The 13,186-nt window shown below is 73.4% G+C and carries 13 protein-coding genes and 1 riboswitch; of the genes, 7 read left to right on the top strand and 6 right to left on the bottom strand.

Annotated elements, in window-relative coordinates; all coding sequences use genetic code 11:
• Nucleotides 1-37: 37 nt before the first annotated feature.
• Nucleotides 38-1,306: a cytochrome P450 gene (locus tag CG747_RS12005; protein ID WP_100601681.1), complete on the top strand. Its 1,269-nt coding sequence runs from the start codon at nt 38-40 to the stop codon at nt 1,304-1,306.
• A gap of 74 nt (nt 1,307-1,380) precedes the next feature.
• Here the strand turns inward: CG747_RS12005 and CG747_RS49270 are convergent, their stop codons facing one another.
• Entirely contained in the window at nt 1,381-2,307 is a 927-nt protein-coding gene (locus CG747_RS49270) for a GNAT family N-acetyltransferase (RefSeq protein ID WP_257980354.1), read from the bottom strand.
• A 286-nt stretch (nt 2,308-2,593) separates the two neighbouring features.
• On the bottom strand, nt 2,594-4,015 hold the full coding sequence (locus tag CG747_RS12015) for a DUF5685 family protein (protein ID WP_100601682.1): 1,422 nt from the start codon (nt 4,013-4,015) through the stop codon (nt 2,594-2,596).
• Nucleotides 4,016-4,306: 291 nt separating this feature from the next.
• Between CG747_RS12015 and CG747_RS12020 the strand changes: the two genes are divergently transcribed.
• Nucleotides 4,307-4,750: a hypothetical protein gene (locus tag CG747_RS12020; RefSeq protein WP_100601683.1), complete on the top strand. Its 444-nt coding sequence runs from the start codon at nt 4,307-4,309 to the stop codon at nt 4,748-4,750.
• A gap of 7 nt (nt 4,751-4,757) precedes the next feature.
• On the opposite strand, the gene CG747_RS12025 is transcribed toward CG747_RS12020, so the two are convergent.
• Together CG747_RS12025 and CG747_RS47925 are read right to left on the bottom strand one after the other, a co-directional pair.
• Nucleotides 4,758-5,627, bottom strand: a complete 870-nt coding sequence (locus tag CG747_RS12025; protein WP_100601684.1) for a bifunctional 5,10-methylenetetrahydrofolate dehydrogenase/5,10-methenyltetrahydrofolate cyclohydrolase — start codon at nt 5,625-5,627, stop codon at nt 4,758-4,760.
• A gap of 27 nt (nt 5,628-5,654) precedes the next feature.
• Nucleotides 5,655-5,742: riboswitch (ZMP/ZTP riboswitch) on the bottom strand.
• Nucleotides 5,743-5,810: 68 nt separating this feature from the next.
• On the bottom strand, nt 5,811-6,872 hold the full coding sequence (locus CG747_RS47925) for a hypothetical protein (protein WP_180985495.1): 1,062 nt from the start codon (nt 6,870-6,872) through the stop codon (nt 5,811-5,813).
• Between the two features lie 175 nt (nt 6,873-7,047).
• Here CG747_RS47925 and CG747_RS12035 point away from each other — a divergent pair, with 175 nt between their 5' ends.
• Nucleotides 7,048-7,446, top strand: coding sequence for a hypothetical protein (locus CG747_RS12035; RefSeq protein ID WP_100601685.1), 399 nt, complete (start codon nt 7,048-7,050; stop codon nt 7,444-7,446).
• An 81-nt stretch (nt 7,447-7,527) separates the two neighbouring features.
• On the opposite strand, the gene CG747_RS12040 is transcribed toward CG747_RS12035, so the two are convergent.
• Nucleotides 7,528-7,992: a hypothetical protein gene (locus CG747_RS12040; protein WP_146022069.1), complete on the bottom strand. Its 465-nt coding sequence runs from the start codon at nt 7,990-7,992 to the stop codon at nt 7,528-7,530.
• Between the two features lie 157 nt (nt 7,993-8,149).
• On the bottom strand, nt 8,150-8,770 hold the full coding sequence (locus tag CG747_RS12045; protein WP_257980355.1) for a TetR/AcrR family transcriptional regulator: 621 nt from the start codon (nt 8,768-8,770) through the stop codon (nt 8,150-8,152).
• Nucleotides 8,771-8,916: 146 nt separating this feature from the next.
• Here CG747_RS12045 and CG747_RS12050 point away from each other — a divergent pair, with 146 nt between their 5' ends.
• The 4 genes from CG747_RS12050 (at nt 8,917) to CG747_RS12065 (ending at nt 13,082) form a co-directional block, all read left to right on the top strand.
• A complete protein-coding gene (locus CG747_RS12050) occupies nt 8,917-10,107 on the top strand; it encodes a cytochrome P450 (protein ID WP_100601688.1) in 1,191 nt (396 codons plus the stop codon).
• 5 nt (nt 10,108-10,112) lie between these two features.
• Nucleotides 10,113-10,331 (top strand): ferredoxin, encoded by a 219-nt coding sequence (locus CG747_RS12055; RefSeq protein ID WP_374701763.1) that lies wholly within the window; start codon nt 10,113-10,115, stop codon nt 10,329-10,331.
• A 377-nt stretch (nt 10,332-10,708) separates the two neighbouring features.
• A complete protein-coding gene (locus tag CG747_RS12060) occupies nt 10,709-11,758 on the top strand; it encodes a hypothetical protein (RefSeq protein WP_100601690.1) in 1,050 nt (349 codons plus the stop codon).
• 55 nt (nt 11,759-11,813) lie between these two features.
• Nucleotides 11,814-13,082 (top strand): FAD-dependent oxidoreductase, encoded by a 1,269-nt coding sequence (locus CG747_RS12065; RefSeq protein ID WP_100601691.1) that lies wholly within the window; start codon nt 11,814-11,816, stop codon nt 13,080-13,082.
• Nucleotides 13,083-13,186 lie beyond the last annotated feature (104 nt).

Consider the following 13,186-nt stretch of genomic DNA (forward strand, 5'->3'; position numbering starts at 1 on the left):
ATCGCCCAATCGCCTTATGCAATGGAGGACTTGCACCATGTCGCACGAATCCTCGGCATCCGCGAACCCTGCGCGGCCCGCGGCCCCCTCGTCCGCGGAGACCGGACGGCAGGAGCCGGAGCCGCTCACCGAACTGCCGCTCACCCGCCCCGAGGGATGCCCCTTCGATCCGCCCGCCGAGCTGGCCGGACTCCGCGCGGAGCAGCCGCTGCGCCGGATGCGGTACCCCGACGGGCACCTCGGCTGGCTGGCCACCGGGCACGCGGTGGCCCGCGCGGTGGCCGCCGACCCCCGCTTCAGTTCGCGCTACGAGCTGATGCACATACCGTTCCCGGGCATGGCGGACGCGACGCTTCCGCCGGCCCCGGTCGGCGACCTCACCGGCATCGACCCGCCCCACCACACCCGCTACCGCCGGCTGCTCATGGGGAAGTTCACGGTCCGCCGGATGCGCGAGCTGACCTCGCGCGTCGAGCAGATCACCGCCGAGCACCTGGACGCCATGGAGCGCCAGGGCCCGCCGGTCGACCTGGTCACGGCGTACGCACACCCCGTCCCCGCGTTGATGATCTGCGAACTGCTCGGTGTGCCCTACGCCGACCGCGAGCGCTTCCAGCACCACGTCACGGCGATGACCGACACGAACGGGACGCTGGAGGACCAGTACGCCGCCATGGCCGCGCTCCAGGAGTTCGTCGGGGAACTGGTGCTCGCCAAGCGCGCCCGGCCCACCGACGATCTGCTCAGCGACCTGACCGGCTCCGATCTCACCGATGAGGAACTGGCGGGCATTGGCAGCTTCCTGCTGAGCGCGGGCCTGGACACCACCTCCAACATGATCGGCCTCGGCACCTTCGCCCTGCTGACCAACCCCCGGCAGGCCGCCGCCCTGCGCGCCGACCGCGACCTCGCCGACGGGGCGGTGGAGGAGCTGATGCGCTACCTCACCATCGCCCACACAGGGGTGCGGGCGGCGCTGGAGGACGTCGAGCTGGACGGACAGCTGATCAAGGCCGGCGAGTCGGTCACCGTGTCACTCCAGGCCGCCAACCGCGACCCGGAGCGCTTCCCGGACCCCGACCACCTGGACCTGCGGCGCAAGGCCACCGGCCATCTGGCGTTCGGCCACGGCATCCACCAGTGCCTGGGCCAGCAGCTGGCCCGCATCGAAATGCGGGTGGCCTTCCCCGCGCTGCTGAACCGCTTCCCGACGCTGCGCCTGGCCGTACCGCCGGAGGAGGTGCCGCTGCGCACCGACCCGACGATGCACGGTGTGCAGCGGCTCCCCGTCACCTGGGACGCGTAGCGGCGCCGCCCGGAGGCCCGGCGGGAACCGCACGGAAAGCCCGCAGGCCCCGCCGCAGCCCCGCCGGACACCCGTCAGACGCCGAACGCCGCCGCGTACCGGATCACTCCGCCCGGCACGGGGCGGGACGCGTCCAGGGTGAGGGCCATCAGCGCCTCGTCCGGCGCGTCGAACGGCGCCCGGATGCCGAAGCGGGAGGCCGGGACGAAGCCGAACCTCGGGTAGTAGTCGGCGTGGCCGAGGACCACCACCAGGCTTTCCCCCTGCGCCCGGGCGGCGTCGAGCGCGGCCCGGATGGCGGCCGCCCCGGCGCCCTGGCGCTGGTACGCCGGCACCACCGCGCAGGGGGCCAGGGCCAGTGCGGGCCGATCGTCGATGTGGCAGCGGGTGAGCAGGGCGTACCCGGCGAGGGTGCCGTCCGGTGCCTGGGAGACCAGGGAGAGGCCGTCGATCCAGGCATCGGGGTCCGCGCGCAGGGCGTCGACCAGGTCGGCCTCGTAGGCGGTGGGGAACGCCGCGAGGTTGATCGCACGGACCGCGGCGATGTCCTCGGAGGTCTCGGTGGTCCCGGGCGTCCCGGAGATCTCGGGGCGGGTGGTCCAAGTGGTGTGCATGGCAGTTCCGTTCAGGAGTGTGGAGGGCGGCGCGGTGGTGGGTGCGGCGGCCGGGGCGGGACGCGGGCGCAGCTCGTAGCAGCCGGCCCGGTGCGCCTGTGCCTGTGCCTGTGCCTGTGCCTGTGGGGAGGGTTCGGAGCCGCCCCCTTCGTTTTCGGTGGCGACCTGGACGCCGCCGGGCGCGGGCAGCCGTCGCCGGTTCCGCGGGGCGATGTCGAGGTCGATGGCGCAGGCCGGGTCCGCGGCCCAGAGGACGTCGGAGCCACCGTCGGAGAAGGGCGGGCTGCCCGTCGAGCGGTGCGGCGCGGTGATTCCGTCGTGCACACCGCGGTGCGCGGCGGCTCGCGGTCCGTCGAGGACGGGATCAGCAAGAGGGTGTGGGGACAACGGCGAGACCCTTGGAAGAAGGGGCCCCGATGTGCGCCCGAGCAGGACCGCCCGATCCGCACGCGGTCGGGCGGCCGCCGGCAGGCGGAGTGCTCAGGTCAGACCCGGGGCCCGGGAGAGGAGGATGGTCCGGGCACCGCACATGGCGGTGGGCTCCGTGACAGTCATCAACTCATCTCCCCTTCGGTCCGTGTCGTCCTGGCCGCGTGCCTGGGCGGTGCGGCGGGGCCGACGCTAACACGCGCGCCGAAAGCCCCACCAACACTTTTCCGGCCCGATGCGCCCCTCAGCAGTCGCAGCAGCAGCCATCGCAACAATCGCAGCCGTCGCAGCACCCGGAGCAGCAGTCGCAGCCATCGCAACAGTTACAGCAGTCGCAGGAATCGCAGCCGTCGCAGTTGTAGCAGCAGCCCTCCCGCTTCTTGCCGGACCACGGCCCCTCGAACTCCGATGCGCAGCAGACTTTGCAGGTGCAGCACAGCCCGATGGCGAGCGCACAGCCCGCCCAGAAGCCGCGGGGCTTCCTCGGCTCCGGGGAGATGAACCGCGGCAGCCGGCCGTCACCGCCACCCGCCCCGCCGTCGCCCCCGTGACCGCCCCCGTATCCGCCGCCCGCCCCACCGGGTGGCACCGGTCCGCCGCCGGACGGGGCCTGCGGGGCGTTGAGGTACTGCTGCCCGTTGGCGTACGGGCCACCGGCCGGCGGTCGCCCGTACGCGGGAGCCCCGTCGGCCCCGTTCCCGTACGGGTTTCCGTAGGGGTTGTTCCCGTACGGGTCCTGCGCGTACGGATTGCCGCCGTACGGGTTCCCGCCCTGGGGGTCGTGGGGACCGGGGGCCTGGTGGGAGCAGGTGGACGTACCGAAGGCGCGGTCCACCGAGCGCCGCAGTTCGTGCACCAGCAGCACATGGACCAGTGCGGAGTCGGTGAACTCCACGTCGCGCAGCGCGAGCCGGATGCCGTGCAGCGCGTCGTCGCACAGCCTGCGGGCCTCGGCCAGGCCGGCGCCGGTGGCGGTGAGCGGGTTCCAGGCGCCCTCGGCGGCGTCCGCGGTCCGGTCCTCCACGGCGTCGAGGAGGTGGGCGAGCCGGCCGAAGAGCCGGCCGGCCTCGGCCAGCGGCGCGGCGTTGCCGGGGCGGCCGGACAGCACCGCGGTGTGCGCGAAGGCGGCCGCGGTCGCCGTCTCGGTCGGCTCGGTGATCACCGTCAACGGCGTTCCGGGCCCGGCCAGTTGCTCGATGCCGACCTGCCGGTCGACCGCGTCGACGAGGACGGCGGTGTCGAAGCCGAGCCTGGCGCCGCTGCGCGCACCGGCCCGGTCCCAGCCCGCGGCGACCCGGCGGGCCGCGGCGGCCATCGGGCGGCGGCGCAGCATCCCGTTCCCGTCGGCGACATGGTCGCGGATCTTCGCCGAGGCGAGGACCAGGGAGACCGAGGCGGCCAGTCGCGCCCCCTCGCCCCGGGCGACCGAGGCGGTCCGCATCCCCCGCAGCGGGCACGGGCCGGCGGTACGGCGTCGCAGCTCGGCCCGGCCGGACTGGGCGTCCGTCAGCACGGACACGATCAGCCCGTCGTAGTTGGTGACGATCCGGGCGAACTGGCCGTGGTCGGCGCGCAGTGCGAGGCACAGGCCGCACAGATGGGCCATCCACTCGGTCTTGAGCCCTTGGGACAAGCGGTGGGTACAGGGCCTGACGATTCCGAACATGTAAGAGCAAACCCCCGTGTGTCATGAACATGCGCCGATGGCAGCGGCGGCAGGGAATGCTACCCATCGGGCCGTTGACCTGCGCTCTCACCCTGCGCACCGAGCGCCATCCACGGCGGCACAGGGCTCCGACCGGGGACCGGAACAACTGCCTCTGCCCCCGTTTCACCCTTTCTGCTGATACCGCGGCCGCGGCCCGGGTGGAAGCATGACCGCGCCGTCGCGCGGGTGGCCGGGCCACGAGCGCGTCCGGCGCCCGACTCGCAGCCGTTCGAAGGATCGTGGAGCGTCATGAAGGCGATGAGGCAGCTGACCGCGGTGTGCGTCGCAGGTGCGGCGCTGGTCGCGGGAACGGTCTGCGCCGCGGCACAGACCGCCCCGGCCCCGGCCGCCCCCGGCAGGGGCCCGGTCCCGACCGCCCACCGCGTCGTGCTCGCCGACCAGGACACCGGTCGGGCGCTCACCGCGCGTCCCGGAGACGAGATCGAGGTCCGGCTCACTGGCGTCCGCGACCGCGGCACCACCTTCGCCTGGAGCCAGCCGGTATCCGGCGCCCCCGCGGTGCTCAGGCGGTCGGCGGCCGGTACGACGCCGACCGGGAGCGCCACGGGCCGCTTCACCGCGGCCGGGCGGGGCACCGCCGCGCTCACCGCGCGGCGCACCTGTCACGCCGCGCCCGGCGCCCGCTGCCCGCACGTGGTCGTGGTCTGGAAGGTCACGGTCACGGTGCGGTGAGGGGGCGTCAGCCCGCCGCCCCCGCCTGCCGGGTCGCCGCGTCGACGGTCTGGGCGAGGAGGGTGGCGATGGTCATCGGGCCGACGCCGCCGGGCACCGGGGTGATCAGGCTCGCGACCGCGGCCGCCGACGCGAAGTCCACGTCGCCGACGTTGCCGGCGTTGTAGCCGGCGTCGATGACGACGGCGCCGGGCTTGAGCTGGTCGCCGTGGAGGAACCGGGCACGGCCCACCGCGGCGATCAGCACATCGGCCTCCCGGGTGTGGGCGGTGAGGTCGGCGGTGCGGGAGTGGCAGTACGTGACGGTGGCGTTGCGGCCCAGCAGCAGCATCCCCACCGGCTTGCCGAGGATCGCGCTGCGCCCGACGACCACCGCGTGCTTGCCGGTCAGGTCGACGTCGTAGTGGTCCAGGAGGCTCATGATGCCGCCGGGGGTGCAGGACGCGAAGCCCGGCATGCCCAGGCTCATCGCGGCGAAGGAGTGCGCGGTGACCCCGTCGACGTCCTTCTCCGGCGCGATGACCTCGAAGGCCGCGCGCTCGTCGATGTGCGGGCCGACCGGGTGCTGGAGCAGGATGCCGTGCACGCCGGGGTCGGCCGACAACTCCCCGATGGTGTCGACGAGTTGGGCGGTGGTGGTGTCGGCGGGGAGCGCGATGTGCCGCGACTGGATGCCGGCCTTGGCACAGCGGTTGCGCTTCATCCGGACGTAGGTCACCGAGGCGGGGTCGTCGCCCACGAGGACGGTGGCCAGGCAGGGGGCCTGCCCGGTGCGCGCGGTGAGCGCCGCGGCGCGTTCGGCGGCCTCCTCGACCATGCGGCGGGCGAGCGCGCTGCCGTCCATCAGGCGGGCGGTGGGGGACGTGGTCTGCGACATGGCGCCTCCTGAGCGTCGTACGTCGTACGGGATCGCCCAGGCGCACGGCATTGACCAAGCAGGTCGAGCCGCTCCCCGGTGGTAACCCACCCAAGCGCCAGTCACGGCTCGCGCACCACTGTAGGCGATGGCCGCGCGGCGACGGGAACGGGCGTTCGTCCGCGGTGGTGCCGGCCCCGGGCGTCAGGGCGACTGCTGGCCGGGGCTGGAGGTGTACGGCGAGGTGGCGGCCTCCCACTGGCTGAGGATGCCGTCCCAGTCGTGCTGGGCGACGGTGACGGCGCTGGGGTCCCAGGCGGGCGCCTGGGCCACCGGTGGCGGATGGGGCGCCCAGGGGTTGTGGGGCTCCTGTGGCGCCCAGGAGGCGTAGGGGTCCTGGGCCGTCGCCCAGGGAGCGGGATGGGTCGGCGACCCCCAGGTCGCGTGCGGCTCGTACGGGGGCGGGGGCGGCGCCGACTCGGTGCGCGCGAGGTGGCCGGGGTCCGAGGGGGCCGCTGGTTGGCCGTCGGTCATCCGTCGGTGGCGGCCGATCCGGTCCGGGGAGGAGGGGCGGGCGGTGTGGGACTCGACGGCTAGTTGGTGCGCGCGGGCGGCCAGGAGGGCCACGTCCAGGCCCAGTTCGGCGGCGAGCGCGCTGAGGTCGGCGCCGGTGTGGTGGCTGTGCACCAGGACCGCGTCCAGCGCCGGTGACCAGGCAGGTTCGGTGACGGGTCCGGGCATGGGGGCAGGGGCGGGGGCGGGCGCGGGTGGAACCGGGCGGGGCGGAACCCGGGGGACGGCGTCGGCCGGGGCGGCCGGGGCGGCGGGAACGGAGGTCACGCTGCCGGCGGTGGTGGCCCGGGGCCAGCCGTTCCCGATCGCGGCCGCCGCCGCGGCGGCGGCCGCGGCGGCGACGGCCGGCGGGGTGGGGCGGGCCGGCTCGGGCCTCTCCGGCTTCTCCTGGGCGTCGGACCGGCGCGCGGCCCGGCGCTCCCGGGCCGACTCGTCGAGCAGGCTCTTGGCCACCGCGCGGGCGTCGTCCTTGCCGACGGTACGGCGGGCCAGGCGCACCTCGCGGGCGTCGAGGCCGAGCAGGTCGGCGACCACTTCGTCGCTGCCCACGGTCACCGCGAAGGCGGCCAGGGTCCGCGAACGGCGGGCCTCGGCCTCGTCGAGGAGTCCTTGCGTCCGGCGGACCTCGTCATCGCTGATGCAAAACGCCTGTGCGAGTACCGCGTGGCGCTCCCACAACTCCCTCGGTTCCATGTCAGCGACAACGGTTTTTGGCCGGTGTTGGTCCGGTTCTCAACGAGAGATCACTGTAAGAGGTGATATTCCCTGCATCGCGCGCAGTACTTTGGGATGTTATGAGAGGGAGCGCTAGGGGCCGACCGGGGGCGTGCGCAGTGACCGATCGACCGGACACATCGTTTCTACGGCCATGAGTGCTCCGTCTTCCGTCACCGTTGCCGGCCACGGCCGGACCGCTTTCGTCCCGCGCCCGCCGGTGGACCGGCCCGCTCGCCCCGGCGCGGAGGTCATCCCCGCACCGCCGCGGATCAACGCAGAAGTCGTCCGGCAGACGCCCCTGTACGCGGGGCTGGTGAAGATCTGGACGGAACGGGCCGCGACGGTGCCCGGGGTCGCCGATCCGGAGTGGCAGCGGCTGGTGTCGTACCGGGCGCTGATGGAGGAGACCGAGCTCGCGCTCACCGCGCTGCGGCCGCACCGGGCCCCGGACGTGCTGCCGGCGCGCCGGTCGATTCCGGTCCCGACCGCCCCGTACGGGACCGAACTCGCTTCGGCGCACGGCGGGTTGAGACCGGTGGCCCATCCGTAGCGCCCCGGGGCGTTGCGCCGACATGCCGGTGGGCCCGGGTACCAGCCCCGGGCCCACTGAGGTGGCGACGCGGCCGAGCGCCTAGAGGAGCCCGAGGAAGTCGAGGCCGAGGAGGCCGTTCCGGCCCAGGCCGTCGGCCCGGTGCTCCTCCTCGGTGCCGCGGCGACGCGAGTCGTCCTTGCGGCGGTCGTCGTTCTTGCGGCGGCCGTACGTCTCGTCGCCCCGGCCGGAGTCATCGTCGTCGTAGCGGCGGTTGTCGCCGCCGCGCCCGTAGTCGTCATCGTCGCGGCGGTTGTCGTTGCTGCGCCCGTAGTCGTCGTCGTAGCGGCCATGCCCGTGCCGGCCCTCGTGAGCGACGCGGTGCGCCTTCCGACCTCCGTGGCTGCCGCCGTGGGCGTGGCGACCGTGGTGGCACTGGCCGTGTCCGGAGCACAGCGCGGCCGGGGCGTTGCCGGGGGCCGCGGTCGCGGCGCCCGCCGCCGGGACCACCAGGGCGGCCGCGGCGAGACCGGCCACCGCGAGCCCGCGGGGAATCGAACGAAGCATTGTTCCACCTTTACTCAGCTGGGCAGAAAAGGAACCTTCTCCTGCAAGCGCGACAATAGGTCGGCCATCCGGCCCCGCACGGCGACCCGCCGGAGGGTCACCGGAACGCAGCACGGGCCGGGTCGCACCGCGGCACCGCGCCCCGGCCCGGACGGTGTCACTCCGGCTTCGGCAGGCTCTCCAGCAAGGTGCCCAGCGCCTCCCCCACCAGTTGGCAGACGGTGTCCGGATCGGCGCTGGCCAACGGCTCCTTGCCGACCACCACCCGCATCAAACCGATGCCCAGCAGCCAGGACAGCGCCAGATCGCCGCGCAGCGCGCCGTCGTCGGCCCGGGAGAGGGTGGCCAGCACGTCGGCGTACTCGTCGCCAAGTCCCCGCAACGCTTCGGCGATTTCGTCGCTGCCGCCGATGGAGCGGAGGCAGACCTCCAGCGACCGGTCGGCGCCGGGGCCGCGGCCCTCGGCGAGCATGCCGCGCAGCGCGACGTCGAAGAGCCGCTCGGCGGGGGTGCTGCGCAGCTGCTCGTGGCCGCCGCGCGCCATCACCTCGCCGAACAGGGCCTTCTTCGAGCCGAAGTAGCGGAACAGCAGGGCCTGGTTGACGCCGGCCCGGGACGCGATGTCGCGCACCGTCGCGCGTTCGTAGCCGCGTTCGGCGAAGAGTTCCGAGGCGGCGTCGAGCAACAGCCGCCGGGTGCCCTGTGCGTCCCGGCGGTGTTCGCCGGCGGTGCCGCTCCGCGAGGTCTCCCCCACCGCGTGCCTCATTGCCTCCGCCATCGCCACTCCCTTTCCGTCGGTCCGTCCGAGGGTCGTCATACGCCGCCGCGGCCGGTCACGACGACGGCCGCAATCCATCGTTGACCGCCCCGGGCGCGCGTCCTACGGTAGGTATGTAAGCAGGTGCTTACACAAGGGAGGTCACCGTGACCACAGTCGACACAGCACCCCTCTCCTACCCCTTCAACATCGCTGAGAGCCTTGATCTTTCGGCAGAGTACGAACGGGTCCGCAATCGCCCCGGCCTGCTCAAGGTCCAGCTGGCGTACGGCGAACCGGCCTGGCTCGTCACGCGGTACGCCGAGGCCCGGTTCGTCCTCGGCGACCAGCGGTTCAGCCGGGCCGAGGGCATCCGGCGCGACGAGCCCCGACAGTCCGAGGGCAGCCGCAACAGCGGCATCCTGAGCATGGATCCGCCGGACCACACCCGGTTGCGCACCCTGGTGGCCAAGGCGTTCACGGTCCGCCAGGTCGAGAAGCTCCGGCCGCAGGTCAAGGAGCTGACCCGGGAACTGCTGGACGAAATGGAGGCGGCCGGGCCGCCGGCCGACCTCGTCGACCTGTACGCCCTGCCCATCCCGGTGGCGGTCATCTGCCGGCTGCTCGGAGTACCGGCCGAGGACCGGCCGCAGTTCCGGGCCTGGAGCGACGCCGCCCTGTCGACGAGCTCCCTGACCGCCGAGGAGTTCGACGCCAACCGCGAGGAACTCCGCGCGTACATGGGCAAGTTGATCGACCAGCACCGGCAGGATCCGCAGGACGACCTGATGACCGCGCTGATCGACGCACGCGATGTGAACGACCGGCTCACGGAGCTCGAACTGATCGACCTGTGCGTGGGGATCCTGGTCGCCGGGCACGAGACCACCGCCACCCAGATCCCCAACTTCGTGCTGGCGCTGCTGGACCACCCCGACCAGCTGGCCGCACTACGGGAGCAGCCCGAGCTGATCGGGGGCGCCGTGGAGGAGTTACTGCGCTTCGTCCCCCTGGGCAGCGGTGCCGGCCAGCCGCGGTACGCCACCGAGGACATCGAGGTCGGGGGCACGCTGGTACGGGCCGGCGAACCCGTACTGGTCGCGATGGGGGCGGCCAACCGCGATGCGCTGCGGTTCGACGGGCCGGGGAAGCTGGACGTCCGGCGGACCGGCAACCAGCACCTCGGCTTCGGGCACGGCGTCCACCACTGCCTGGGGGCGCCACTGGCCCGGCTGGAGCTCCAGGAGGCGCTCTCGGCCCTGATCACCCGGTTCCCCGGGTTGCATGTGGCCGGGGACGTGGAGTGGAAGACCGAGATGCTGGTGCGCGGTCCACGGGTTCTGCCGGTGGGGTGGTGACCGCGGTGGCGTGGAAGGTGGAGATCGATCCGGGGCTGTGCATCGCCTCGGGGTCCTGCCCGGCGATCGCGCCGGACCTGTTCGTCCTGGACGGGCCGCACGCGCGGGCGGCACAGGACGAGATCGCGGAGGACGAGCGGGCGCTGGACGCCGCCGAGGTGTGTCCGGCGATGGCCATCACGGTGCGGGACGCGTCCGGGCGGGTGGTCGGGCCCCGGCCGTAGGGATCCAGGGGCGGTTGGCGGGGCGCGGCCGGGGGCCGCGCCCCGCTTCGCGTGCCCGGGCGCGGACCGGGCGGCGGGGGCCTCGATGCCGACGGTTGCTCGGAGATCTGGGCGAACTCGGCGCGCACCCCTTGCCAAGCCGAGATCGTACGTGTTCGGATTATCTCTGCCGGGATGCCGAGCGCCATCGCACCATCGCATCGCACCATCGCATCACCGCTGATCAGAGCATGTCCGCAGACCAGAGCACGTCCGCAGACCCATGGTGACGGACCGGCAGCACGCCACCGGACGCGGGGAGGCACTTCTCCCCCGGCCGGTTCCCCGCACGCGGCAACGACCACCCAGCCCCCGAACTCGTTCTCCGGAGGGTCCTCGTGTTCGATCTCTCGTCCGTCGATCTGCTCGACGCCTTCACCCGGCAGCTGCGGCTGTGCAAACTGCGCGGCGGCGAACACGTCGTGGTGCTCGCCGAGCCGGACAGCCGCGGCGACTACGTCGCGGCCGCGTTCGGCGCGGCCAAGGCGTGCGGTGCGCACGTCATCGCGGCGACCGTACCCGGCGGCACCCCCGCGCCGATGCCCAGTACGCACACCGGTGCCGGCCCCGGCCTCACCTCGGTCCTCAACGACACCACCGCCCAGGGCCTGCTCAAATCCGCGGACCTGGTGGTCGATCTGACCCGCGAGGGCTTCATCCACGCCCCGGTCCAGCAGGAGATCCTGCGGGCCGGCACCCGGATCCTCTTCGTCTGCGACGCGCCCGAGGTGCTGATCCGCAACCTCCCCAAGGAGGAGGACAAGGCCGAGGTGCTGCGCGGAGTCGAGCTGCTCGAACGGTCCTCGGAGATGCGGGTGCGGTCCGCCGCCGGCACCGACCTGACCGTCCGGCTCAGCGGCTCCAGGCCGGAGTTCCAGTGCGGCTTCGCCGACGATCCGGGCCGGTGGGACCACTGGCCGAGCACCATGGTGCTGTGCTGGCCGGAGATCTCCGACGGGCAGATCGTGCTGGCGCCGGGCGACATCCTGCTGCCGTTCAAGGAGTACGTCCGCGAGCCGGTGACGCTCCAGGTCGCCGGCGGGCACATCGAGAAGGTCAGCGGCGGCGCCGAGGCCGACCTGCTCGGCACGTTCTTCGAGGACTCCGGGGACACCTGGGCGCGCAGCCTGTCGCACATGGGCTGGGGGCTGATGCGGACCGCCGACTGGTTCGCCACCGCGATGTACGGCAAGGACCAGCTGATGGGCATGGACGCCCGGGCCTTCGCCGGCAACTTCCTGTGGTCGACGGGCCCGCACCCGGTGCTGGGGCGCGAGTCGTACGCCCACCTCGACATCGCGATGCGCGGCTGCTCGGTGGCGGTCGACGGGACGGACGTGGTGGTGGACGGCCGGCTGGCCTTCGACGGGCGGCTCGCCGGCGGCTGACCGAGGGCCGCGTCCGCCGTCCCGTCGTGTGCGCGAGGAACGTCCTGGAGGAAGAGTGGCGCCCAGTCAGTCCTACGAAGTCATCATCGTCGGCGGCGGTCTCGGCGGCCTGACCGCGGCACTGGCCCTGCGCCAGCGCGGTCTGCGGGTCACCGTCCTGGAGCAGGCACCGCAGCTCGGCGAGATCGGCGCCGGCATCCAGACCGCGCCCAACGCCAGCCGGATCCTGCTCGGGCTGGGCCTGCGCCGGCAGCTCGAAGCCATCCGCACCGAACCGCTCGACCAGGTGCGGCGCCGCTGGCAGGACGGCAGCGTGGTGGCACTCACCCCGCTCGGCCAGTCCTGCAAGGACCGGTTCAACGCCCCGTACTGGCACTACCACCGGGCCGACTTGCACCGGGTGATCATGGAAGCGTGTCTCGATCCGGACGGTCCGGGCCCGGTGGTGGCGATCCACACCGCGAGCCGGGTCGTCGCGCTGGACCGCGCCCGGCCCGAACGGCCGGTGGTGGCAACCGACGACGGGCGGCGGTTCGCCGGCGACGTGCTGATCGGGGCGGACGGTGTCCGTTCGCGGGTGCGGGAGCTGATGGGCGCGCCCGACACCCTGCTGTTCTCCGGCGAGATGGCCTACCGGGCGCTGATCCCGGGCGAACTGATCGCCGCCGACCCGGCCACCCGCTGGCTGATGGACCGCTTCCAGAGCACCATCTGGTACGGGCCGGAACGGCACCTCGTCCACTACCTGATCCGCGGTGGCGCGTACCTCAACGTGGTGGCCTGTGTGCCGTGCACCGACGAGGTCGCCGAGAAGTGGACGGTGAACGCCTCCCCGCAGGACCTGGTGGACGCCTTCCCCGACTGGGACGACCGGGTGCCCGCGATGCTCTCCAAGGCCAAGGAGGACGTCGGCTGCTTCGCGCTGTACCACCGGCGGCGGGATCCGGTCTGGACGGACGGGCACGTGGCGCTGCTCGGCGACGCCTGCCACGCCATGCTCCCCTACCAGGCACAGGGCGCCTCGCAGGCGATGGAGGACGCCGCGGTACTGGCGGAGGAACTGGGGGCGGTCACCGTCCCGGGGGTGCCGGACGCGCTGCGCCGGTACGTCGACCGGCGCGCCAAGCACGCCGGGATGGTTCAGGAGGCGTCCTTGCAGAACAAGACCTTCTACCACTACCCCGACGGCCCCGAGCAGCGGGCCCGGGACGCGCGGCTGCGCCGCTTCGACGGGGAGTCCGACCTGTCCTACGACTGGCTGTGGCGCGGCACCCCGCTCAACGACCCCGACCAGGTCGCCTTCTCCTACCCGTTCGCCCGCTGAGGCCCTTCCGAGCCCCTTCGCACGCCCGCCGGGCCCCGCCCCGGTGTCCCCCGGGTCCCCACCCCGGTGTCCGCACGGCCGCGGGCATGCTGTCCGCGTCCGGT

It is taken from the genome of Streptomyces sp. CB02959, assembly GCF_002803155.1.
GTDB lineage: Bacteria > Actinomycetota > Actinomycetes > Streptomycetales > Streptomycetaceae > Streptomyces.